Here is a 22,091-nt window from a genome sequence, read left to right as displayed (position 1 = left end):
GATTCACGTACGAATAAAACATCCTCAAGCCCCAAATGGCTTAATTTTGCCTTAAATCGGCATTCGGAGCCTAAATTCCGATAGATTTTTTCAATCGTAGAGAATATTGTATAACCCAGTTTAACTTAATTAATATTGATATTAGGGATTTTTTTAGCCAAAAACTAAACCGATCCACTAATCAAGTTCAATTATTTAGCCAATGTGCTTAGACGGAGAGAAACATGCAGTCAAATATCGCTCAATTGAGCAGTAAAGATCACAAAAATACCAAATTAATTGCGAATAAAAACTTTAAGCATTTAGAAGGTCATCATATGGCACCTTTAATTGCTCATGAATTACCCAGCATTGCAATTGATTTACCAATCGTATTTGTAAAGAATAATCAAAACAATGAGTATCTTTGTGTTGCATTGTTAGGGCTAAAAGAAGGTGAAAATCTATTAGTTAAAGATGGAGAGTGGCAAGGTATGATGGTTCCGGCGGGTTTCACTCATTACCCATTATCATTGCAGCCGCATCCTGAAGATAATACCAAATATACAATTACTATCGTGACAGATAGCGAGTCGGTTAGTGAAACTGAAGGCGAAGCTTTATATTCTGAAGATGGTGAAGAAACTGAGTATCTTAAAAAAAGACGTTTATCATTAGAGAATTATTATCAGTGTGCAGTTGTTACCAGAGAATTCATTAAAATGTTGGATGAGTTAGAGCTTCTTGTGGAACAAGGCTTTTCGTTTGAAGTTAATGGTGAAAAAAGAAATGTTACAGGGATACATATCGTTGATGAAAAGAAATTCAGCCAACTGCCTGATGAAAAAGTACTAGAGCTACATAAAAGAGGCTTTTTAGCTTCAATTCATGCTCATTTAATTTCTCTAAAACAGACTCAACGTTTAGTTAAGCGTTTATCAACTGAACAAGCTTAAAAAGTTTATGCTTTTTGTTTTTTTTAAATAGTAACCAACAAAAAGCCCAACATTATCAATTAATAATTGTTGGGCTTTTTATAAAACACTTAGTTAATCATTTTATGCAACAATAAAGCATTATCCAGCATTCGATTAGAAAATCCCCATTCGTTATCATACCAAGCCATCACTTTTACTAATTTACCATTATTGACTTGAGTTTGATTCGCATCAAAGATTGAAGAAGCTGCTTGATGATTAAAGTCGATAGAAACTAATGGTTCGTCATTGTATTGAAGTATATTGCCCATTGCACCACCGCTTGCTTCTTTTACTGTAGCATTGATTTCATCAATGTGTGTTTCGCGACTGGCTAGAAAATGAAGGTCAACAACAGAAACATTAAGCGTGGGTACTCTCACTGCCATACCATTTAACCTGCCCTCCAATTCCGGCAATACCAAACCCACGGCACTAGCAGCACCTGTTTTGGTTGGTATCATTGACTTTATAGCACTTCTTGCTCGGTAAATATCTTTATGAGCAAAATCTAGCATATTTTGATCGTTGGTAATTGCATGAATAGTTGTCATATTTCCAAATTCTATTCCAACAGAATCATTAAGTACTTTAGCGATTGGAGCCAGGCAGTTAGTGGTGCAGGAGGCACTTGAAATCACTTGCATGTCAGGTGTTAAGGTTTGATGGTTGACTCCGTAAACAATGGTGGCGTCAGCGTTTTTTGTTGGTGCTGAAACGATGACTTTTTTAGCGCCAGCTTCAATGTGTGCTAATGCTGCATCTTTGTTTGTGAAGCGACCCGTACATTCAAAAACACAATCTATTTCTAACTCTCTCCAAGGAAGTTTTTTGGGGTTAGCTTGACTGAAATAGGTTATAGAATCTTGTTCAACGGTAAGTGAACTATCATTACAGTTTACTGACTTTTTAAATCGGCCATGAATAGAATCGTATTTAAGTAAATGGGTTGCAGATTCAATATCAGTTAAATCATTAATCGCAACAATTTGTATATTTTGGTATTGATCACTTTCATAGAATGCACGTAAAACATTACGCCCAATTCTGCCAAAACCGTTGATAGCAACTTTTAGTTTCATTTTAATTTTCCTCAGTTTTTAGTAAAGCGAGTATTTCTTTGGTTCGTTGAGTAATTTCCTGCCACTGCTCATTCTCAATTAATTTTTTTTCGGTCATCCACGAACAACCAACACATATCACATTTTCTATTGCGAGATAGCTCTGATAATTTTGTGGGGTAATACCACCTGTTGGACAAAACTTTAAAGCTGAAAGCGGTCCAGCTAATGCTTTCAGCATGGTTGTTCCACCAGCAGCTTCAGCAGGAAAAAATTTAAGAAAGTCAAACCCTGCATCTTGTAGAACCATGGCTTCTGTTGGTGTGGATATGCCTGGTAATAGTGGTATATGATGATAACGTGCAGCATCTAGTAATGATTTTGTTGAACCAGGGCTCACTAAAAATTGAGATTTAGCATCAACAGACTTCTCAATTAAATTAACATTGTTGACTGTGCCTGCTCCAACAGTCATTTGTGGAAAATTTTCTCGAATAGTTTTTATCGCACTCAGTGCTGTTGGCGTTCGTAACGTTATTTCCATAATCGCAATGCCACCATCTAACAGAGCTTGCGCAAGGGGTAGCGCATGCTCTACCGAATCAATAACAATCACAGGAATGACGGGAGAGATTTTTAGAAAATGTTCTATTGAGTTATTCATCATTTAATTATTCTTAGTAAAATTAAGGAGCCCAATAAACAACAACGGGGGTACTCGTTTGTTGGATAATTGATCGTATGGGTAACGATGCATGATCATTACCGGAAAAAGCTTTTTGATAGACTTCTAGCTTTTCTTTTCCTGTGATTATTAATTTTATTAGACGAGAATTTTTTAAAGCATTCAGTGTTAAACTCATTCGTTCAGTTTGTTCACCTGTTACTTCAGATTGTTTTGCTTTAATGGCACAACAAAGCAAGTTAGTATTATTGAGCGCATTTTTTAAACCATCAGCATTTGGAAATAAAGAAGCAATATGTCCATCTTTACCCATGCCCAAAATAGTAACATCATAAGGAGAGTCTAATTTTTTGTATTCTTGGTTGACTTCTAACTGAGCAATATCTGCTGTTGTTGCATCTGTTTTCATGGTTATAAAATTGGCATTAGCAGCATTGTTGACAATTAAATTTTGACGAATTGATTTTTCATTACTCTTGGCGTCAAGTGGAGATACCCAACGTTCATCCACCAGACCAACATCAATTTTATGCCAAGCTAGAGGTGCTTTGGATAATGAACGATATAAGGGTAATGGTGTGCTACCGCCTGATACCATAAATGTTGCTTTACCACGCGTTTGTATTGCCTTTTCTAATTGATAATGAGTATTTGCAAAAAGCGAATGATGAAGTTCATCTTGTGACGAAAAAAAACGTTCAATGGGTTCTTGCTCTAGAGCTGATTGTTTTTTTGATTCATACATTTGATTATTTCCTATTGATTGTGCCAAGCACGACCACTTTGTTTTAGTAATTTGTCGGCTGTTTCTGGCCCCCAGGTTCCTGCTCGATATAATTCTGGTTGATAGTTTGTTTTCGACCAGCTTTCAATAATTGGATCAATCCATGCCCATGCTTGATCAATTTCATCTCTATGTATAAATAAACTCGGATCATTATCAAAAACATCGAGCAGTAAACGTTTATAAGCATCGTTATAAAATGTTGGAAAGTTTTCAGTTAAATTTAAATCTAAAAAAATTGGCTGTAATTGGGTTTTGCTTTTAGCGAGATCTTTAGAATTAAGTTGTAACTGAATTCGTTCTTCTGGTTGTAATTGAATAATTAATTTGTTGGGCAGCGCTTCTCCTTGAGAAGGCGAGAATATATGATGCGATGTGGATTTAAACTGAATAATAATTTCGGCACGTCGAGCATTTAACCTTTTACCTGTTCGTAAATAAAATGGAACGCCAGCCCAACGCCAATTTTCTACATGAGCTTTTATCGCTACAAAAGTTTCACAAAAACTATTGGTTGAAGCTAACTCTTCTAAATAACCTTTGACTAACTTGCCATTTTCTTCACCTGAGACATATTGTCCTCTAATGGTTTCTTCTCGGATTGAATCGGTATCTATTTTTCTTAACGATTGCAGTACTTTTAACTTTTCTGTGCGAATGTTGTCGCTATTTAATTTGTTGGGGGGTTCCATTGCAATCAAGCATAAAAGTTGTAGTAGATGGTTTTGTACCATATCTCTTAATGCACCAGCATCATTATAAAAGTCAGCTCGGCCTTCTAACCCAACGGTTTCACTAATGGATATTTGAATATGATCAATTGAGTTTTTATCCCACATATTTTCAAACAATATATTTGAAAAACGAAGTGCCATTAAATTTTGCACCGTTTCTTTGCCCAAATAATGATCTATGCGAAAGGTTTGTTTTTCATCAAAGTACTGGGCAATTTTTTGATTTATTTCATTGGCTGTTTTACGGTTATAACCCAAGGGTTTTTCTACGACTACCCGAGATTCTGGATGATTAAGTTGAAATGCCGATATTTGTTCACAGCATTTTGCAAAAATTGTTGGAGCAATTGCAAAATAGAAAATTCGCTGAGCTTGCTGCTGAGAGCGAAGTTGGTTTTTTAATTCTTGCCAACCAATGCTACTGTCACTAATATCTAATACTATTGGTTGAACTAATTTTTTAAATTTATTCCATCTTTCTTCTGTAAATTCATGATTGTCCAAATACTTTTTTAATGAAATTTTTAATTTTGACGCATAACTTTCAGCTTGTTTTTTATTTCTACAGGTAGCATAAATCACTGTTTTTTCGGAAATACTTTTTTCATTTAATGCGCGAAATAATGCAGGCATTAACTTTCTTAAGGTTAGATCACCTGTGCCACCAAAAATAACTAAATCAGTTGCTTGCATCTTGATTTTCTCCAGCGTTATTTAAATCGAGATCAAAAATTGTCGCTCCTTGTTCTGCAGAACTGACTTGATTACGGAATACTTTAAAAAGCTCTCTTCCCATACCTTGTTGATTATTTTTTATTTGCTGAGTGGTAGGCCGCCTTTGTGATAAGATCTCTGATTCAACTAAAAGCTCTAATTTTCCTTGGATACAGTCGAGCAGAAGTGGATCGCCGTCGCGTATCAGACTAATTGCACCACCATCTTTTGCTTCTGGGCATAAATGAATAGCAGCTGGTACTTTTCCTGATGCACCAGACATTCTTCCATCGGTAACTAGCGCAACTTTAAAGCCTTGATCTTGTAAGGTCCCTAAAATTGGTGTGAGCTTGTGCAGCTCTGGCATGCCGTTCGCTTTAGGTCCTTGAAAAATAATGACTGCAATAAAGTCTTGGTTTAACTGATTGGCTTTAAAGGCATCTATCAATGCTTGTTGTGTTTGAAAGACTTTAGCTGGCGCGCTAATTTGTTGATGCTTTTCATCAACGGCAGATATTTTTATGATAGCTTTTCCGATATTTCCCTTGAGTAGAGTAAGTCCACCTTGAGCGGCAAATGGTTGTGAAATATTGCTAATAATATTGGTATTAGTTGGTGAAGTTTGAGTTGAATGACTGGCTTTTTTCCATTGTATATTATCAACAGGTTTTTCTATTTGGGTTTTGCCTGATGTGTCTTGGGTTTGCGCAATAACTTGAGAAGGTATTAATTCGGGCTTTAAACAATATTGTTCTAATCCTTTATCGCCTAGTAATGTATAAACATCATTATGGAGTAAGCCATTATCGAGTAACTCTTGGATAATTAATCGGATGCCACCTGCTTGATGGAACTGATTGACATCTGCTTCACCATTTGGATAAATACGACATAGCAGTGGAATGACTTTTGAGAGATCATCCATATCTTGCCAAGTTAAAATAATACCTGCTGCACGTGCAATCGCGATTAGATGAATCGTGTGATTGGTTGAACCTCCGGTAGCGAGCAAACCAATAACACCATTGACTATCGTTTTAACTGAAACAATTTGGCTTAGCTTAGCATTGTTTTTTTGTTGCAGATTTTTTACAAGCTGTTTGACTGCCTCTGCGGTGAGTGGTTTGCGCAATTGTCCTAAGGGATGTTCAAAAGAGCTGCCAGGGAGTTGTAGTCCCATAATTTCCATCAGCATTTGATTACTATTAGCGGTTCCGTAAAATGTGCAAGTACCTGCGCTATGATAAGACTGGCTTTCTGTTTCGAGTAGTTTTTTACTATCAACTTTGCCTTGTGCGTATTGCTGTCTAACTTTGGCTTTTTCTTTATTAGGTATACCTGAGCTCATCGGGCCGGCAGGAATAAAAACGCCAGGCAAGTGTCCAAAGGATAAAGCGCCGATTAATAAACCGGGGACTATTTTGTCGCAAATGCCTAAGAATACCGCACCATCAAACATATCGTGTGAAAGTGCAATAGCTGTTGACATTGCAATGTTGTCGCGACTAAATAATGAAAGCTCCATGCCTGCGCGTCCTTGGGTTACGCCATCACACATCGCTGGAACGCCACCTGCAAACTGAGCGCTTGCTCCGAGACTTTGAGCAACATTTTTTATTTGTTGTGGATAGTCAAAGTATGGTTGATGTGCGGAAAGCATATCGTTATAAGCACTGACAATGGCAATATTGGGGCTTTCAAAGTTAGCCAGCTTTTCTTTTTCTTCTGAACTACAAGCAGCAAAGCCATGGGCTAAATTTCCGCAAGAGAGAAATTGTCTATAAGGCGCTGTACTTTCTTGCTGCCTAATTTTTTTGAGATAAGCGGCTCGCGTCTCTTGACTACGTTTTTTTATACGCTCTGTTACCTCTAATATCTTTTTGTTCATTAACTGCCTCATTGCAACAAAGTTGATTAACTGAGTTGCTGTTTGGTTTGCTTATAATATTGAATCAGTCTTTCAGTTGATGAGTCATGCTGACAACTTGATTCGACCTCGGTGAGTTCGCGATGTATTTTTTCTGCTAAGCCTTTACCAAGCTCAACACCCCATTGATCAAAAGAGCAAATTTGTAAGAGAATACCTTGCACAAAAATTTTGTGTTCATACATGGCAACAAGAGAACCTAAGGTCCAAGTGTCTAACTTTTTTAATAAGATAGTATTAGTGGGTCTATTACCTGAATGAACTTTATGAGGGGCAAGTGTATCGATGAATTTTTGATTACGACCTTTCGCTAATAAATCTGCACGAACTTGTTTTTCATTAACTCCACACATGAGTGCTTGAGTTTGTGCAAAGAAATTGGCCATTAATGTTTCATGGTGTCCTTCTAAAGGAGTAACACTTTCTACTGAACCAATAAAGTCTGCTGGAACAATATTTTTACTTTGATGTAAGTATTGGTAAAAAGCATGTTGGCCATTAATACCAAGGCCACCCCAGATAGAAGCAACGGTTGGGTAGGTAATTGCTTCTCCATTCCAGGTAACAGACTTTCCATTACTCTCCATCTCTGCTTGTTGTAAATAGGCTGCAAGCATATGCAGTGTTTGGTCATAAGGTAGTATGGCATGGGATTGGCAACCTAAAAATGTACTATTCCAGACGGCTATTAATGCCAGAATGATAGGCGCATTTTGTGTTAATGGAGCGTTACGAAAGTGTTGATCCATTTCATGAGCGCCTTCGAGTAGTTCAATAAACTTTTCAAAGCCAAACTCAAGTGCTATTGGTAGTCCTATGGCTGACCAAAGCGAAAACCGTCCGCCGACCCAGTCCCACATTCTGAAAATATTATCAGCGCTAAAACCATATTCTTTAGCTTTCTCTGGCTTTGCGGTTACGGCAACAAAATGTTTTTTGATTGCTTGCTGATCAAAAGCGGCCGAAACTAACCATCGCATAGCCGTTTGAGCGTTGGTTAATGTTTCGGTTGTTGAAAATGACTTTGATGAAACAATAAATAAAACATTTTCTGGATTAAGTGGGCGTAGTACATCGGCTATTTGTGTACCATCAACATTTGAAACATAATGGGTACGAATATTATGGTCACTTAGGTTTTTGAGTGCTTCTGTTACCATTTGTGGGCCCAGATTAGAGCCTCCAACCCCCAGATTAACGACATGCTTAATGGGTTTGCCTGAGTAACCTTTCCAGTCACCTCGTCGAACCTTATTGACAAAAATTTCCATTCTGGACAGTTCTGTTTCAACCTGCTCAGTAATATTTTCTCCATCGAGTATTACTGCTGATTTAGAGCGATTACGTAATGCTGTATGGAGAACTGCTCGATCTTCCGTTTTATTGATTCGTTCGCCGCTGAACATAGCATCTCGCCACTGCAGCACTTCGGTCTGTTCTGCTAACTCAAATAGAGATTGCATAGTTTCCTTAGTGATTAGGTTTTTTGAGTAGTCAATTAAAAAGCGATTAAGCTCAACAGAGAATTGTTCAAAGCGGTTTGGCTCTTGGGCAAATAGCTCTTTCATATGCTGATGTTTTATTTCTTCAGCATGCTTTACTAGCGCTTTCCAACTTGATAGGCTTGTACGATCTTGCATAGTGTTTTGCTCTTGCTTCTTTACTATTAAAATTACTTTCTATAACTAAACGAGGTGCAGTTTGTTAGAAAAATTTATCATTCTTGAACATGGTCTCTAGATAAAATACAGTATAAATGACAGCGCTGTCAATTGATGCTGTGTAAATATTGATGTTATAGTCTGATGCCAGCAATTTGAGCTACTCTAAGCAAGCTGTAATTTTTTATAACTTTATCTCTATTAGCAATATGTGAGATGTCAAAAAGTCCGAGGAATGACTGATATATGAGCGTAACCATTAACGATGTCGCAAAGCATGCAGGTGTTTCGATGAAAACTGTTTCGCGAGTGATCAATAATGAGCCCTCGGTCAGGGAAGCCACGCAAGAGAAAGTGATGGCTTCAGTTAAAGCGTTGAACTATAAGCCAAATAATTCAGCCAGAAGTCTAGCCGGGACTCGTTCTTATACAATTGGTTTTATCTATGATAACCCTAATGCTTATTATGTAATTGATATGCAAAATGGTATTTTATCGGAATGTAAAGATCGTAATTATGAGTTATTAATTCACCCCTGTAACCATAAATCAGACAAGCTTGAAGAAGAATTACACAGCTTGATTGAACACTCGCGTATTGCCGGTGTTGTATTAACTCCGCCTTTTTCTGAAATGCCGAATGTTGGCAAAATGTTCGAACAAATGCAGCTGCCTTATGTTCGGGTAATTTCTGCTAATGATAAAAAGAAGCAGTCGAGCTCTTGCATTTTCGTCAATGATTATGAAGCTGCTTATGACATAACCCAACATTTGATCAGTTTAGGACATACTAAAATTGGCTTTTTATGTGGTGGTAAAGAGCATAATTCGAGTACAGAAAGGCTACAAGGCTTTCAATCGGCTCTAAAAGATAGTGGGCTTAAGACTAATGCAAAGTTTGTCATTGACGGAGAATATTCATTTGAGTCTGGTGTATTAGGTGCGCAAAAACTGCTGAAGAATAAATATCGTCCAACGGCTATTTTTGCCAGTAATGATGAAATGGCTGCAGGTGCACTCTTTGCTGCTAGGTTAGGTGGCTTTTCGATTCCGGGTGATATTTCGATAGTTGGTTTTGAGGATAGCCCTTTTTCTAGGCAAACTTGGCCTAAATTGACCACTGCGCATCAACCCAACCAGCTTATTGCCCAACAAGCTGCTCAATTATTGATTGCAAGGATCCAGCGTCAAGCTGAATGTGAAACCGAGGAAACTGCAATTAAAAACTTTAGACCTGAATTAGTGATTAGAGACTCAACTGGTCCAGTGCCTGCCTGTGAGTAAAACTAAGGGTTTTTAATCAAATAATCTGCCTATGTAATATAACCGTCATATTCCATTCATATAATGGTCACATAATCTCAATATTATGATAGAGCTTATTCAATATATCCAGATTATGGGGAAACTAATGAAATTATTACCAATCACTTTATGTCTAGTTGCTGCTTCAAGTAACTTATTGGCTGCTGGGCGTGACACCATCAGTGTTGTCGGTTCATCGACAGTCTATCCGTTTTCTACTGTTGTAGCAGAGCGCTTTGGAAAAAGTACCGAGTTTAAAACACCAAAAATCGAGTCTACAGGTACGGGCGGTGGTATGAAGTTGTTTTGTGCAGGTACAGGGGTTGATACGCCTGATATGTCAAATGCTTCACGTAGAATGAAGAAAAGTGAGTTCGATATGTGCCAAAAGAATGGTGTTAAAAACATCACTGAGGTATTGGTCGGATATGACGGAATTGTGATTGCCAACTCTAAGTCTGCTAAGCAAATGGAATTAACGCGTAAAGAGTTATTTTTGGCGCTTGCTAAAGAAGTTCCTGCAAAAGATGGTAGCGAAAAATTAGTCGCAAACCCTTATAAAACTTGGAATGAAATTAACCCAAAATTACCGGCGACAAAAATAGAAGTATTGGGACCTCCTCCAACTTCTGGTACTCGTGATGCGTTTGCTGAATTAGTTTTAGAGGGTGGTTGTAAGACTTTTAAATGGATTAAAGCGATGAAAAAACAGAATAAGACAAAATATAAAACGGTTTGTCATTCTGTTCGAGAAGATCACGCTTACATTGAAGCGGGTGAAAATGACAACTTAATCGTTCAAAAATTATCTGCTAACGCTAAAGCGCTCGGTATTTTTGGCTTTAGTTTCTTAGAGCAAAACTCTGATAAATTACAAGGCTCTATTGTTGATGGAAAAGAACCTACTTTCGAAGCTATTTCAGACGGTTCATACCCTGTTTCTCGCCCGTTATACTTTTACGTTAAAAATGCTCATGTTGGTAAAATTCCTGGAATTAAAGAGTTTTTAACTGAGTATACTAGTGAGTCTTCTATGGGTGAAGAAGGTTACTTAACTGATAAAGGTTTAATTCCTTTAGGTGATAGTAAACTAGAAGTGATTAGAAAAAATGTGCTGTCTTTGAAAGCGCTGTCTTTATAAATTACATATAGCGCTTTATAAAAAATAGATTTGAGTTCGCTTCGCGAGATGTGAACTCAAATTTTTTTAGGATTTATATATGAATTCATCAACCTTGATTTTTGCGATTTTATTCCTGACTTTACTCAGTTACTGGTATGGAATGCATCGTGCTATTAAAGTTGCGGGTGGTGTAACCAAAGTTAAAAAGTTGGTTTCATTACCGAGGCAGTATGGCTTGTTAACTTCCTTATGGTGTGGTGTGCCCGCATTAATTACTCTGTTGATATGGAGTTTTGCAGAGGCAAGTGTGATTGAATGGTTCTTAGTTTCTCGTTTGCCACAAGAAATCCAAGGCTTATCTAGTTCAGATTTAAGTTTGTATTTAAATGATATAAAAATTATGGCTAAAAGTACTGACTTAATTGGGCAAGTCGATGCTAGTAATCCTAAATTAGCCGCCTCTTTACATATGCAACAACTTACAGCTAATGCCGCTTGGTTGAAAAGTTCATTGATTTTTTTAGTGTGTTTAACCGGAGCAATATTTATTGCCAGCAAATACAATGTGCAGTTTCAGGCAAGAGTTGCAATAGAAAAAATTATTCTTCGAATTTTAGTTGCTTGTTCTGGTATTGCAATATTGACAACACTAGGAATTGTTTTATCGGTGTTGTTTGAGTCGGTTCATTTTTTCAGTGCTGTGCCGCCGTGGGAGTTTTTATTTGGTACTGAATGGAGCCCGCAAACTGCGATGCGCTCTGATCAGGTTGCATCTTCTGGTGCTTTTGGTGCTGTACCACTTTTTGCAGGTACATTATTAATTACCTTTATAGCAATGATGATGGCTGTGCCTGTTGGATTAATGACTGCTATTTATTTATCACAGTATGCATCAGAAAGACTGCGTGTTTTTGCAAAACCTATGTTAGAAATATTGGCGGGAATTCCAACCGTTGTTTACGGTTTTTTTGCTGCTTTAACAGTTGCACCTTTTATTCGAGATTTAGGTGAATCTATTGGTTTAAGTGTGGCTTCTGAAAGCGCACTTGCTGCCGGTTTAGTGATGGGTGTAATGATTATTCCATTTGTTTCTTCACTTTCAGATGATGCTATTAATGCTGTGCCAAAAGAGTTGAAAGAGGGTTCTTTAGGTATGGGGGCTACTCTTTCAGAAACAATAAAACATGTTTTATTACCTGCCGCTTTGCCTGGTATTGTGGGCGCTATTCTTTTAGCTGTATCGAGAGCAATTGGCGAAACGATGATTGTGGTAATGGCGGCTGGTATGGCGGCCAATTTAACGGCTAACCCCTTAGATTCTGTGACCACAGTAACGGTTCAAATTGTTGCGCTATTAACGGGTGATCAAGAATTTGATAGTCCTAAAACACTTGCTGCATTTGCGCTAGGATTAATGTTGTTTGTAACAACATTAGCCTTAAATGTAATTGCACTTAAAGTTGTTAGAAAGTATCGAGAACAATATGACTAATCAGCAAGATACCGATATGGTTCTACAAGAAAAATCAGAAATTACAGAGAAGGTTATTAGTGGCCTTAAAAAACGCCATCGTAAAGAATTTATTTTTAGAACGATGGGTTTTTTATCGGTTGCCTTAGGCTTTTTATTAGTTTTTGCCCTGATTTCTGACATTATTATTAAAGCAATTCCTGCATTTCACCAGAACTGGGTTAAGATTGAAGTAGATTATAAAGCGAGTTGGTTGGGGTTAGAGTCATTAGAACCTGAAGCTTTGAAGTCTGCTAATTATAGAAAAACACTCAAGGCTTCATTAAGGCAGATGATGCCGGAAATTAAAAGCAGGAAGGACAAGCGTAGTTATTATAAGTTAGTGAGTAATAATGCTGAGTTTACGATTAAACAAAGCTTTTTAAAATCACCTGAATTGCTGGGGAAAAAAGTCGATATCTGGGTTAAGTTAGATGATGATGTCGATAGTTATCTAAAAGATCATGGTATATCTGGAAAAGCAGGTATCCGTATTAGCGACAAGCAAGCTCAATGGCTAAAAAAATGGGATGAACAAGGAAGAATAGAGAAGCGCTGGAATACCGACTTTTTTACGAGTAGTGATTCAAGAGAACCTGAATTGGCTGGCGTAAGAGGAGCATTATCAGGAACATTACTGACAATGCTAGTGACCTTATTGTTATCGTTTCCATTAGGTGTGGCGGCTGCGATTTATTTAGAAGAGTTTGCTCCTAAGAATCGTTGGACCGATTTTATTGAAGTTAATATTAATAACTTAGCTGCGGTGCCTTCCATTGTTTTTGGCCTATTAGGGTTGGCTGTAATTATTAACATTTTTGGTTTACCTCGCTCCACACCTTTAGTTGGTGGTGTTGTATTAACTTTAATGACTTTACCAACAATTATCATTGCCAGTAGAGCGTCTATTAAAGCAGTGCCTCCATCGATTAGAGAGGCAGCTCTAGGATTAGGTGCTTCCAATATGCAGGTGGCGTTTGGCCATGTATTACCAATGGCAATGCCTGGCATTATTACTGGAACAATTATTGGAATGGCGCAGGCTTTGGGAGAGACTGCACCATTACTCATGATAGGTATGGTGGCATTTATTGTTGATATTCCTGGTAGCATCACTGATGCAGCAACAGTGATGCCTGTTCAAATTTATCTGTGGGCGGATAGCCCTGAAAGAACATTTGTGGCAAAAACTTCGGCGGCAATTTTAGTATTGCTTGGATTTTTAATGGTTATGAACTCTATTGCCGCTTTATTGCGCAAGAAGTTTGAGAAGCGTTAGGTTAATGATTATGAAAGAAATGTCTTTTTCTGAAAATTTAATTTCTAAAGATATTGAAATAGAAGAAACTGTTGGTGATGTTTTTGCTGAAGATCCTAAAATGTCGATGAGAAATGTCGATGTGTTTTATGGTGATAAACAGGCGATTAAAAATGTCAGTTTAGATCTAGCCAGAAATCAGGTAACGGCTTTGATTGGGCCTTCAGGTTGCGGTAAATCGACTTTTTTGAGGTGTTTGAACCGAATGAACGATACGATTCCTATCTGTCGGGTAAAAGGAGACTTATTACTGGAAAAGGAAAATATTTACGCCAAAGGCCTCGATCCAGTATTACTGCGTGCTAGAGTGGGTATGGTATTTCAGAAACCTAACCCTTTTCCTAAGTCTATCTATGAAAATGTTGCTTATGGACCTAAAATTCATGGTTTAGCGACTAATAAAGCTGAGCTAGATGACATTGTTATCTCAAGTTTACAAAAAGCGGGTTTATTTCAAGAAGTGAAAGATCGTTTAGACTCTCCTGGAACTGGGCTATCGGGTGGACAGCAGCAAAGGCTATGTATTGCTCGAACAATCGCGGTTAGTCCAGAAGTGATTTTAATGGATGAACCTGCATCAGCGCTTGACCCAATTGCAACCGCAGTTATTGAAGAGTTGATAGATGAGTTAAAAGAAAAATATACAATTGCAATTGTCACTCACTCTATGCAACAAGCCGCTAGAGTTTCCCAGACAACTGCTTATTTTCATATGGGACAATTAGTTGAAATGGGTAAAACAGAACAAATATTTACTAACCCTGTTCACACATTGACAGAGAATTACATAACTGGCCGTTTTGGTTAGGGAGGAATCAATGGAAAACGATTTACATCTTACGCAGCATATCTCTAAACGTTTTAATGAAGAGTTAGAAGAGGTTCGCAATCAGGTTTTAAAAATGGGTGGGCTTGTTGAACAGCAGGTACGACAAGGCCTTATTGCGCTGTTAAGCTCGGATTTAACTCTAGCTAAAAAAGTCGTTGATGATGATGTTAAAGTCAACCGGATGGAAGTTGATATTGATGAGACTTGCACACAAATTTTAGCTCGACGTCAGCCCGCTGCTAGCGACTTAAGGCTTATGGTGAGTATCATAAAAACAATTACTGATTTAGAAAGAATTGGTGATGAAGCGGTTAAGCTCGGCAAAAATGCTCCTAAGCTATCTGATGATGGCCGAAGTGCCAGACAGTTTATTGAGCTTAGACATCTCGGAGAGCATGTTAGTGAAATTTTAAATAAAGCCCTCACTGCTTATGCACGTATGGATGTAGATGCGGCGTTAGATATTATTAAAAGTGATCGAGTGATTGATGAAGAGTTTGATAATATTTCGCGGTTATTAATCACTAAAATGATGGAAGATCCAAGAGAGATTAAAAATGCATTAAGAATTTCTTGGTGTGCAAGAGCGTTAGAAAGAATAGGGGATCATACAAAAAATATTTGTGAGTACATTGTTTATCTTGTCAAAGGCAAAGATGTCCGACACACAAGTTTAGAAGAAATAAGACGACAAATAACTGATTATAGCTAATCATTAATTCTATCTAATATCAATTAGCTCAGATCCAATATGGTTATTTCGTTTGATTCTTTCGTTGATTAATAATTATGGTACTTCCGGCGCTCCAATCAGTGAATATTAAATTTTTATTGAATGGCCGGAAGTTTAAGTATTATAAATTTTTTTAGGTAAGCTTATTCCTCAATAACTTCTATGGTATGAGATATATCTACTGCTTTATTTAGCATAAGGGAAACTGAGCAGTATTTTTCCATTGACAAGTTACAAGCTCTCTCAACTTGGCTTTTATTTAGTTCTTTACCTGTAACTTTGTAGTGAGCATGAATTTTTGTAAAAACTTTGGGAACTGATTCCGCTCGCTCAGCGGTAACTTCACATTGGCAATCAGAAATATTTTGCCGTGCTCTTTTTAATATCATCACCACATCAATTGATGAACATCCGCCAATGGCCATGAGTATTAATTGCATTGGAGAGGGATATTTTCCATCAGCATCCATCGAAACTGTATGGCCATCTTCGGTTATTGCATTAAATGCCAAATCATTTTGCCATTGAGTGACTATTTTCATTCGCTTTTCCTTTTGAGATTTTAAATTTGTTTGAAAGATTACGCGTATATTGCGTTAAATTCATTAAAAAAAAGTATTTATTATCACATTTGTTAACAGCGCACTTGCTTTTTTTTCTAGTCATTTGTCATTACATAGTTTTAAGTCGATAAAACAAATAGGGAGAGAATTGTGGTTGAATGCGTGGTGTGGGAGAGGTATCATTTGAGGGTTGGCAAACGCAGTTAGATTGCCTAAATCTATAAATTAGTGAAAAGTAATTTAATAAATGGTGCTAATATTAATTAAATGTAGTTGGATTAATTGAAAGCATCGAGCGGAAAAGATAATGGCATTGATTAAAGAACCTGTAGCTCTACCACACAACATTAAAAGCGATGCAACGCTTGATTGGTTTGTCTCACAATGTCATAAACGTCGATATGCTCCTAAGACAACAATTATTTTTGCTGGCGATAAACCCGAAACTCTTTATTTCTTAATTAAAGGTTCTGTGAGTGTCCTTATAGAGGATGATGATGGAAGAGAGCTGGTGCTTGCTTATTTGAATTCTGGTGACTTTTTCGGTGAAATGGGTTTATTTGACAGTTTAAGCGATAGAAGTGCTTGGGTTAGAGCAAAAACTGAGACAGATGTTGCTGAAATAAGTTATGCGCGTTTTCAGGCTTTAGTTAAAGAGCAGCCTGAAATTATGTTCAAGCTAGCTGAGCAAATGGCATTAAGATTGAGAAAAACAAGCCGTAAAGTGGGTGACTTAGCGTTTATGGATGTAACCGGAAGAGTGGCCAGGGCGCTTTTAGATTTGGCCAAAGAGCCAGATGCTATGACCCATCCTGACGGTATGCAGATTAAAGTGACGCGTCAGGAGCTTGGGCGGATAGTGGGTTGTTCTAGAGAAATGGTAGGGCGAGTGCTAAAAGTTCTGGAAGAGCAAGAACATATCGCTGTAAAAGGCAAAACAATGGTTATTTATGGTACTCGATAAGATAAAATTCGAGCACCATCTTTTTTATAATACATCTCTTCACTAGGTCAATGACTAAAAGATGTTGCTATCTTCAACCGTTTCGTCATTTTGATTAAATATATCTTGTATTGGTTTTTCGGCATATTCTGTTGGTGCATTCTCACTTCTAAAAAGTTCAAATATTGGATTTTCAGTTAAACTTGTTGCCAGTTTTCCATTTTTAGGATCAATGCGGATACTAACAATTCCCTCGGGTCTTGGATGGTTGATTTGAGGAGTCCCTCTAACTGCGTTTTCCATAAACTTTTGCCATACTGGTAAAGCGGCTATGCCACCAAACTCTCTTGCGCCAAGCTTCTTAGAATGATCGCTAAAACCAACCCAGGCTGTTGTAACATGGCTTAGGTTATAGCCACTAAACCAAGCATCTTTAGCATCATTGGTGGTTCCTGTTTTACCCGCTAAATCATTACGCTTCAATAAACTACTTTTAGTGCGAGTTAAAGTTGGTTGTGCTGTTCCCCTGTGTATAACTTCTTTGAGAATATCATCGATGAGATAATGGTTTCTTGCTTCAATTACTCGTGGTGCCATTGCTTCTTTAGGAATAGGCAATATAGGCATGTTGGCAAACTCGACAGCCTCAGGCTTAAGTAGTTCACCTTCTACTGCATTGGTTTCTGCTGTTGTTGGGGCTTCTGCCTGATTTGAAGTGGTTGGCTCCGATGCTGCTTGCTGTGCTGCTAGAATATTTTCGCATTTTGTACAGACCTGATAAGGTTGATGTTGTTCTATTATTCGCCCATTGGCATTTTCGATTCTTTGAATAAACCAAGGCTCTACTTTATAGCCTCCGTTGGCTAATATCGCATAACCTTTTACGACTTCTAAAGGGGTAAATGAAGCGGAGCCCAGTGCTAAAGATAAATACGGGGGCATATGTTCGCCAGGGAAGCCTAATTTTTCTAGATATTTTTTAGTATATCTAGGGCCTATCTCTCGAATTAGCCGAACTGATACGGTGTTTTTTGAGCGGCGTAGCGCGGTTCTCAAGCTTGTTGGGCCTAAGTATTTATCGCCATCATTTTTAGGGCGCCAAAAGTTTTCCGCAGTAATATCAGCTTCTACAATTGGCATATCGTTAATCATTGAAGCGGGTGTGTACTGCTTGTTAAATGCGGCGGAGTAAACAAAGGGTTTGATGTTACTGCCCGGTTGACGCCTTGCCTGAGTGACCATATTAAACTGATTTAAAGTGAAGTCGTAACCACCTACTAATGACTCTATTGCGCCTGTTTGTGGAACGAGTGAGACTAAACCGCCACTAACTTCCGGGATTTGGGCTAATTGGAAGCGACTAACCGTTTCCTCCTCTATTATTTCAGTCGACTCCCTGACTCTAATGACATCCCCTATTGTTAAAACTTGCGAAACGGCTTTTATTCGTGGGCCTTGATGGTTTTCATCAACATATTTTCTAGCCCATTTCATAGTGTCGAGCGAAAGTTGTGCTGTTTGTCCATTTGCTAGTAGTATTTGTGCGCTAGATTCTTCCACTAAAGTGACCAGAGCAGGTTGTAAGTTGGCTATTATTGGTAGCTCTTGTAGCCAATCTTGCATTTCTTCGGTGGAAGTTTCTTCTGTAATTTCGTAGTGCTGTTCAGCACCACGATAGCCATGTCGTTTGTCGTATTCTTCTAGGCCGTCGATTAAAGCTTGTTGAGCATAAGCCTGAAGTTTTGCATTGAGCGTAGTGTAAACTTTTAGGCCATCATTGTAGGCTTTATTTTTACCAAACTTTTTAATGATTTGTTGGCGAACCATTTCAGCCAGGTAAGGTGCGCTGACTGTAGACCAGTCACCATGCTTATCTGTTTCGATTGGTTCTGCCATTGCTTCTTTATACTGCTCTGGAGTGATGTGTTTTTCGGTTAACATCCTGCCGAGTACATGAGATCTTCGTGACTCTGCTCTTTTGGGGTTGGAAACAGGGTTATATACCGATTGACCTTTGGGAATACCCGCTAACGTTGCTAATTTGGCTAAGCTGAGCTGATCTAAGGTGGTTCCATAATAAACTTGTGAAGCTGCACCTAACCCATAAGCTCTATGTCCAAATGGTATTTTATTGAGGAATAGTTCAAGAATCTCATTTTTAGTTAATTCTGACTCTATTTTCCAAGCCAAAAACATTTCAGTAAATTTTCTCGAAAATCTTTTTTCTCTGGTTAAATAATAGTTACGTGCGACTAACATGGTAATAGTGCTTGCACCTTGTCCTTTAGATTGAGTAACGATTAAATTAGTAAAAGCTCTTAGTACGCCCCATAGATCGACCCCTGAATGCTCGTAAAACCTTTGATCTTCAGTCGAAAGTAAAGCATTTATGAAATCTTTTGGAACTTGGTCTAAAGTAATAGGTATGCGTCGCTTGTCACCAAATTCAGCGATAAGTTGATTATCACTTGAATAAATTTTCATTGGGGTTTGTAATCGGATTTTTCTGATAGAATTGACTTCAGGTAGACCTGGCCCGACGGCCAAGTACAAACCAACAAACCCCATTGTGGACATTAATGTGAAAAGTGTCACAAAATAAAGAAGTTTGGGCATTAGTTTGGAAAGTAATTTCATATAAGAAGTCGTTTTCATGATTACATTATTGTTTGTCGACCAAGTATATCTTTATTTGTTCGATGCTTTAATAAGAAAATTTTAAATAGTCACATTCTTTAGTGTATTTTTTAGGATTCTATCACGACTTTTTTTATCGTTTTTAGAGATAATGCTAATCTTTTATATTCTGAAAAGTGGTTATATATCAAGGGTACTCAAAAGATAAGCCTTGACAATATAAGAAAATAACGCGAAATTGAACACAGAAAAATAAAAAACAGGTGAAATTTCTTATAGTTAGCGCTATTATTTAAAGTGAAAACACAGTTTCCGCCTCTAACTGGATAAAACTGATAGGAAAATTAGGATTATGCTGGCTAATTTATTCGGCTCCAAAAAAACTTCCCTTGTAGGGATCGATATCAGCTCAACGGCTTGTAAATTGCTTGAATTAGGTAAAGTTGGTTCAAGGTATCGTGTAGAAAGTTATGCAGTAGAGCCTCTCCCTCAAGATGCGATGGCTGATCGCGATATACGTGATCCTGAAGTTATCGGAGAAGCTTTAAAACGGGTAATCAGTCGTTCAGGTACTAGCTTAAAACATGCAGCCGTGGCTGTTGCAGGATCTTCTGTCATTACAAAAACGATTCAAATGGATAAAGGTTTGAGTGATGATGAAATGGAAAATCAAATAGAGGTTGAAGCTGATCAATATATTCCTTACCCACTTGAAGAGGTCGCACTCGACTTTCAGGTGTTAGGTGAGTCAGAAAAAGTACCCGATAAGGTCGATGTGTTGCTTGCGGCTTCTCGTTCCGAAAATGTATACAGTCGAGTAGATGCGCTTGAATTGGCCGGTTTGACTGCGAAAGTTGTTGATGTTGAAGCTTATGCTATTGAGCGCTCGTTTCGTTTGTTGGCGAATCAATTGCCGGATCAAGGCGAGGGGCAGATTATTGCTGTAGCAGATATTGGTGCAACTAATACAAGTCTTAGTGTAATGGAAGATTTCAATACTATTTATACACGAGAGCAAACATTCGGTGGCTCGCAATTAACTGAAGAGATTCAACGACGCTATGGTTTATCCTTTGAAGAAGCGGGTATGGCTAAAAAGCAAGGCGGTCTTCCTGATGATTATGAACCAGAAGTATTAGAACCATTTAAAGAGGCAATTATTCAACAAGTTAGCCGTTCTTTGCAGTTCTTTTATGGTTCCAGTCAATATGGTGAGGTTGACCATATCGTTTTAGCGGGCGGTTGTTCTATTATTGATGGGTTGGAAGAAATGATAGAGGAGCGTCTGGGGACTACCGCTTCAATTGCTAATCCTTTTGCGGATATGTCTCTATCATCAAAAGTAAACGCACAGGCATTAAGCTCAGATGCTCCTTCACTGGTTATCTGCTGCGGCCTTGCATTGAGGAGTTTTGACTGATGGCAAATATTAACTTACTCCCATGGCGTGAGGAACTACGCCAAGAAAAGCAAAGACAGTTTCTGAGTGTTTTAGGTTTAGTGGCAATATTAGGTGTTGTTGTTGGGTGGTCTATTTATTCTTTTTACGATAATCAGCTAGATAATCAACGAACAAGAAATAAGTTTCTGCAAACTGAAATCCAGAAGTTGAATTCGAAAATCAAAGAAATTCAAACCTTAGAAAAAGAAAGACTAGAATTGGTTGAGCGAATGAATCTGATTCAAGACTTGCAAAAAAGCCGACCACAAATTGTTCATGTTTTTGATGAAATTGTATCTAATATTCCAGAAGGTGTTAACTTAGCTTCAGTTGAAAGAAAAGGAGATGCTTTGGTCTTTAACGGGATTGCAGAGTCTAGTCCTCGTGTGTCGAAATTTATGCGAAACATTTCTACATCAACCTGGCTTCAATTAGGTCCGTTGGAAACAATTAGTGGTGATAGAGACTCAGGTGCAAACCGTAAAAAGTTTTTGTTAAGAACAAAAATTAGCTCTCCTTCCGCAAATGATGAGGTGAAGCAGTAATGGATGTAGAAGCTTTAAAGAATTTTGACCTGAATGATGTCGATTTTACCAATATGGGCTCTTGGCCTTCAATAGCTAAAGGTATTGTAGCCGCTGTTGTTTTTAGTATTGTTGTTGGTGCTGGTTATTATTTGTTTGTTAGTGAACAGTCTGACTTACTTATCGAGATAGAGCGTAAAGAAGTTGAGCTAAAGAAAGAATTTGAAAGAAAACAAGCAAAAGCAGTTAACCTGGAAGCGTATAAGCGTCAGATGTCTACAATAAAAGACAGTTTTAAAACGTTATTACAGCAGTTACCTAAATCCGAGCAGATGGCTGAGTTGGTTGATGAGTTTTCTTATGCCGCGACAGGCGCTGGTTGTGAGTTAGAAGATGTAAAGTTTTTAAAAGAGAAAGATTCAGAGTTTTACGCAGAAAAGCCTATTAGTATGAAGGTTACTGGTGGATATCACCAACTTGCAGATTTTGTAAGTCGTGTTTCCCGTTTACCCAGAATCGTCACTTTACATGACTTTAGAATCAGTCTTGGTAACGGGGATGTTCCTTCATCTCCAGGTGAAAAGTTGTTAGTAATGACTGTTACTGCAAAGACTTATCGTTCAGATTCGGAGGAGCAATAGTC

At 37.9% G+C, this 22,091-nt stretch carries 19 protein-coding genes; 11 read left to right on the top strand and 8 right to left on the bottom strand.

Features of this window, described 5'->3' with window-relative positions; translation table 11 throughout:
- Nucleotides 1–224 precede the first annotated feature (224 nt).
- On the top strand, nucleotides 225–935 hold the full coding sequence (locus ACT5E3_RS22350) for a SapC family protein (protein WP_444995776.1): 711 nt from the start codon (nucleotides 225–227) through the stop codon (nucleotides 933–935).
- A gap of 89 nt (nucleotides 936–1,024) precedes the next feature.
- Here the strand turns inward: ACT5E3_RS22350 and gap are convergent, their stop codons facing one another.
- From gap to pgi, 6 genes are read right to left on the bottom strand one after another with little or no spacing between them, the layout of a single operon-like run.
- Nucleotides 1,025–2,038, bottom strand: a complete 1,014-nt coding sequence (gene gap, locus ACT5E3_RS22345; RefSeq protein WP_444995775.1) for a type I glyceraldehyde-3-phosphate dehydrogenase — start codon at nucleotides 2,036–2,038, stop codon at nucleotides 1,025–1,027.
- A gap of 1 nt (nucleotide 2,039) precedes the next feature.
- Nucleotides 2,040–2,684 carry a bifunctional 4-hydroxy-2-oxoglutarate aldolase/2-dehydro-3-deoxy-phosphogluconate aldolase gene (locus ACT5E3_RS22340; protein WP_444995774.1) on the bottom strand — a complete coding sequence of 215 codons (645 nt, stop codon included), beginning with the start codon at nucleotides 2,682–2,684 and terminating at the stop codon, nucleotides 2,040–2,042.
- 19 nt (nucleotides 2,685–2,703) lie between these two features.
- Nucleotides 2,704–3,447, bottom strand: a complete 744-nt coding sequence (gene pgl, locus ACT5E3_RS22335) for a 6-phosphogluconolactonase (RefSeq protein ID WP_444995773.1) — start codon at nucleotides 3,445–3,447, stop codon at nucleotides 2,704–2,706.
- Between the two features lie 11 nt (nucleotides 3,448–3,458).
- Entirely contained in the window at nucleotides 3,459–4,913 is a 1,455-nt protein-coding gene (gene zwf / locus ACT5E3_RS22330; RefSeq protein WP_444995772.1) for a glucose-6-phosphate dehydrogenase, read from the bottom strand.
- Nucleotides 4,900–6,822 (bottom strand): phosphogluconate dehydratase, encoded by a 1,923-nt coding sequence (gene edd / locus ACT5E3_RS22325; protein WP_444995771.1) that lies wholly within the window; start codon nucleotides 6,820–6,822, stop codon nucleotides 4,900–4,902. Before edd ends, zwf begins: the two co-directional genes overlap by 14 nt.
- A 26-nt stretch (nucleotides 6,823–6,848) precedes the next feature.
- The gene (gene pgi, locus ACT5E3_RS22320) at nucleotides 6,849–8,501 is read right to left on the bottom strand and encodes a glucose-6-phosphate isomerase (RefSeq protein ID WP_444995770.1); all 1,653 of its coding nucleotides are present in this window, start codon (nucleotides 8,499–8,501) and stop codon (nucleotides 6,849–6,851) included.
- Between the two features lie 267 nt (nucleotides 8,502–8,768).
- Between pgi and ACT5E3_RS22315 the strand changes: the two genes are divergently transcribed.
- The 6 genes from ACT5E3_RS22315 (at nucleotide 8,769) to phoU (ending at nucleotide 15,319) form a co-directional block, all read left to right on the top strand.
- Nucleotides 8,769–9,806 (top strand): LacI family DNA-binding transcriptional regulator, encoded by a 1,038-nt coding sequence (locus ACT5E3_RS22315; protein ID WP_444995769.1) that lies wholly within the window; start codon nucleotides 8,769–8,771, stop codon nucleotides 9,804–9,806.
- A gap of 127 nt (nucleotides 9,807–9,933) precedes the next feature.
- Nucleotides 9,934–10,968: a PstS family phosphate ABC transporter substrate-binding protein gene (locus ACT5E3_RS22310; RefSeq protein WP_444995768.1), complete on the top strand. Its 1,035-nt coding sequence runs from the start codon at nucleotides 9,934–9,936 to the stop codon at nucleotides 10,966–10,968.
- 79 nt (nucleotides 10,969–11,047) lie between these two features.
- Complete coding sequence (gene pstC, locus ACT5E3_RS22305) at nucleotides 11,048–12,442, top strand: phosphate ABC transporter permease subunit PstC (protein WP_444995767.1); 1,395 nt, start codon at nucleotides 11,048–11,050, stop codon at nucleotides 12,440–12,442.
- Entirely contained in the window at nucleotides 12,435–13,739 is a 1,305-nt protein-coding gene (pstA, locus tag ACT5E3_RS22300) for a phosphate ABC transporter permease PstA (RefSeq protein WP_444995766.1), read from the top strand. The genes pstC and pstA overlap by 8 nt, the downstream gene beginning before the upstream one ends.
- Before the next feature lie 100 nt (nucleotides 13,740–13,839).
- Nucleotides 13,840–14,586, top strand: a complete 747-nt coding sequence (pstB, locus tag ACT5E3_RS22295; protein WP_444998621.1) for a phosphate ABC transporter ATP-binding protein PstB — start codon at nucleotides 13,840–13,842, stop codon at nucleotides 14,584–14,586.
- Between the two features lie 10 nt (nucleotides 14,587–14,596).
- Entirely contained in the window at nucleotides 14,597–15,319 is a 723-nt protein-coding gene (gene phoU / locus ACT5E3_RS22290; RefSeq protein WP_444995765.1) for a phosphate signaling complex protein PhoU, read from the top strand.
- A 164-nt stretch (nucleotides 15,320–15,483) separates the two neighbouring features.
- Here phoU and ACT5E3_RS22285 read toward each other — a convergent pair whose 3' ends face one another.
- Nucleotides 15,484–15,882 carry an OsmC family protein gene (locus tag ACT5E3_RS22285; protein WP_444995764.1) on the bottom strand — a complete coding sequence of 133 codons (399 nt, stop codon included), beginning with the start codon at nucleotides 15,880–15,882 and terminating at the stop codon, nucleotides 15,484–15,486.
- A 328-nt stretch (nucleotides 15,883–16,210) separates the two neighbouring features.
- Here ACT5E3_RS22285 and crp point away from each other — a divergent pair, with 328 nt between their 5' ends.
- Nucleotides 16,211–16,867 carry a cAMP-activated global transcriptional regulator CRP gene (gene crp, locus ACT5E3_RS22280; protein ID WP_444995763.1) on the top strand — a complete coding sequence of 219 codons (657 nt, stop codon included), beginning with the start codon at nucleotides 16,211–16,213 and terminating at the stop codon, nucleotides 16,865–16,867.
- Nucleotides 16,868–16,921: 54 nt separating this feature from the next.
- Here crp and ACT5E3_RS22275 read toward each other — a convergent pair whose 3' ends face one another.
- Entirely contained in the window at nucleotides 16,922–19,483 is a 2,562-nt protein-coding gene (locus ACT5E3_RS22275) for a penicillin-binding protein 1A (protein WP_444995762.1), read from the bottom strand.
- A 352-nt stretch (nucleotides 19,484–19,835) separates the two neighbouring features.
- Between ACT5E3_RS22275 and ACT5E3_RS22270 the strand changes: the two genes are divergently transcribed.
- The 3 genes from ACT5E3_RS22270 to ACT5E3_RS22260 are packed head-to-tail and all read left to right on the top strand — an operon-like array spanning nucleotide 19,836 to nucleotide 22,089.
- The gene (locus ACT5E3_RS22270; protein ID WP_444995761.1) at nucleotides 19,836–20,903 is read left to right on the top strand and encodes a pilus assembly protein PilM; all 1,068 of its coding nucleotides are present in this window, start codon (nucleotides 19,836–19,838) and stop codon (nucleotides 20,901–20,903) included.
- Nucleotides 20,903–21,469 carry a PilN domain-containing protein gene (locus ACT5E3_RS22265; RefSeq protein ID WP_444995760.1) on the top strand — a complete coding sequence of 189 codons (567 nt, stop codon included), beginning with the start codon at nucleotides 20,903–20,905 and terminating at the stop codon, nucleotides 21,467–21,469. The genes ACT5E3_RS22270 and ACT5E3_RS22265 overlap by 1 nt, the downstream gene beginning before the upstream one ends.
- Nucleotides 21,469–22,089: a type 4a pilus biogenesis protein PilO gene (locus tag ACT5E3_RS22260; RefSeq protein WP_444995759.1), complete on the top strand. Its 621-nt coding sequence runs from the start codon at nucleotides 21,469–21,471 to the stop codon at nucleotides 22,087–22,089. Before ACT5E3_RS22265 ends, ACT5E3_RS22260 begins: the two co-directional genes overlap by 1 nt.
- The last annotated feature ends 2 nt before the right edge of the window (nucleotides 22,090–22,091 follow it).

Source organism: Aliikangiella litoralis, from assembly GCF_052495765.1.
This window is presented reverse-complemented; position numbering and strand designations above follow the sequence as displayed.

What these genes read in the sequence shown, in the direction of transcription:
- ACT5E3_RS22350 (WP_444995776.1), top strand. Translation starts at nt 225, where the DNA reads ATGCAGTCAAATATCGCTCAATTGAGCAGTAAAGATCACAAAAATACC.
- gap (WP_444995775.1), bottom strand. Translation starts at nt 2,038, where the DNA reads ATGAAACTAAAAGTTGCTATCAACGGTTTTGGCAGAATTGGGCGTAAT.
- ACT5E3_RS22340 (WP_444995774.1), bottom strand. Translation starts at nt 2,684, where the DNA reads ATGATGAATAACTCAATAGAACATTTTCTAAAAATCTCTCCCGTCATT.
- pgl (WP_444995773.1), bottom strand. Translation starts at nt 3,447, where the DNA reads ATGTATGAATCAAAAAAACAATCAGCTCTAGAGCAAGAACCCATTGAA.
- zwf (WP_444995772.1), bottom strand. Translation starts at nt 4,913, where the DNA reads ATGCAAGCAACTGATTTAGTTATTTTTGGTGGCACAGGTGATCTAACC.
- edd (WP_444995771.1), bottom strand. Translation starts at nt 6,822, where the DNA reads ATGAACAAAAAGATATTAGAGGTAACAGAGCGTATAAAAAAACGTAGT.
- pgi (WP_444995770.1), bottom strand. Translation starts at nt 8,501, where the DNA reads ATGCAAGATCGTACAAGCCTATCAAGTTGGAAAGCGCTAGTAAAGCAT.
- ACT5E3_RS22315 (WP_444995769.1), top strand. Translation starts at nt 8,769, where the DNA reads ATGAGCGTAACCATTAACGATGTCGCAAAGCATGCAGGTGTTTCGATG.
- ACT5E3_RS22310 (WP_444995768.1), top strand. Translation starts at nt 9,934, where the DNA reads ATGAAATTATTACCAATCACTTTATGTCTAGTTGCTGCTTCAAGTAAC.
- pstC (WP_444995767.1), top strand. Translation starts at nt 11,048, where the DNA reads ATGAATTCATCAACCTTGATTTTTGCGATTTTATTCCTGACTTTACTC.
- pstA (WP_444995766.1), top strand. Translation starts at nt 12,435, where the DNA reads ATGACTAATCAGCAAGATACCGATATGGTTCTACAAGAAAAATCAGAA.
- pstB (WP_444998621.1), top strand. Translation starts at nt 13,840, where the DNA reads ATGTCGATGAGAAATGTCGATGTGTTTTATGGTGATAAACAGGCGATT.
- phoU (WP_444995765.1), top strand. Translation starts at nt 14,597, where the DNA reads ATGGAAAACGATTTACATCTTACGCAGCATATCTCTAAACGTTTTAAT.
- ACT5E3_RS22285 (WP_444995764.1), bottom strand. Translation starts at nt 15,882, where the DNA reads ATGAAAATAGTCACTCAATGGCAAAATGATTTGGCATTTAATGCAATA.
- crp (WP_444995763.1), top strand. Translation starts at nt 16,211, where the DNA reads ATGGCATTGATTAAAGAACCTGTAGCTCTACCACACAACATTAAAAGC.
- ACT5E3_RS22275 (WP_444995762.1), bottom strand. Translation starts at nt 19,483, where the DNA reads ATGAAATTACTTTCCAAACTAATGCCCAAACTTCTTTATTTTGTGACA.
- ACT5E3_RS22270 (WP_444995761.1), top strand. Translation starts at nt 19,836, where the DNA reads ATGCTGGCTAATTTATTCGGCTCCAAAAAAACTTCCCTTGTAGGGATC.
- ACT5E3_RS22265 (WP_444995760.1), top strand. Translation starts at nt 20,903, where the DNA reads ATGGCAAATATTAACTTACTCCCATGGCGTGAGGAACTACGCCAAGAA.
- ACT5E3_RS22260 (WP_444995759.1), top strand. Translation starts at nt 21,469, where the DNA reads ATGGATGTAGAAGCTTTAAAGAATTTTGACCTGAATGATGTCGATTTT.